We start from the raw sequence: 334 nt of genomic DNA, 5'->3' as shown, positions 1-334 counted from the left end.
CGAGATTTACGAGCGCTTTGCGGCCGCGCATGGTGTGATTTTCGTCACGCCTGTCTATTGGTATCAGGTCGCGAGCCCGCTCAAGCTGCTAATGGATCGCCTCGTTTGCGCGGACGGCGGCAATCCCGATCCCACCTCGACGCACGGCAAGACGCCCGAGGAGGCGAAGAAAATCGAGCTTGCCGGCTGGGGTTACCCGAAGCATCTGGCGGGCAGGGCTTATGGCCTCGTAGTACATGGCGATGTTGCCGGTATCGAAGGATCGCGCCGTGCGCTGAGCGATTGGCTCGACTGGATGGGACTGATAGAAGCCGGTCCGAAGTCGCGGCTCGAC

Annotated in this window: 1 protein-coding gene; it reads left to right on the top strand. The window is 61.7% G+C overall.

Features of this window, described 5'->3' with window-relative positions; translation table 11 throughout:
- The coding region (locus SB822_RS55725) for a flavodoxin family protein (protein WP_410858929.1) at positions 1-334 on the top strand (334 nt) is incomplete at both ends.

The sequence above is a fragment of the Paraburkholderia sp. SIMBA_054 genome, assembly GCF_046534875.1.
Lineage (GTDB): Bacteria > Pseudomonadota > Gammaproteobacteria > Burkholderiales > Burkholderiaceae > Paraburkholderia > Paraburkholderia hospita.
Note: the sequence above shows the minus strand (reverse complement) of the source record. Positions and strands in the feature narration are given on the sequence as shown.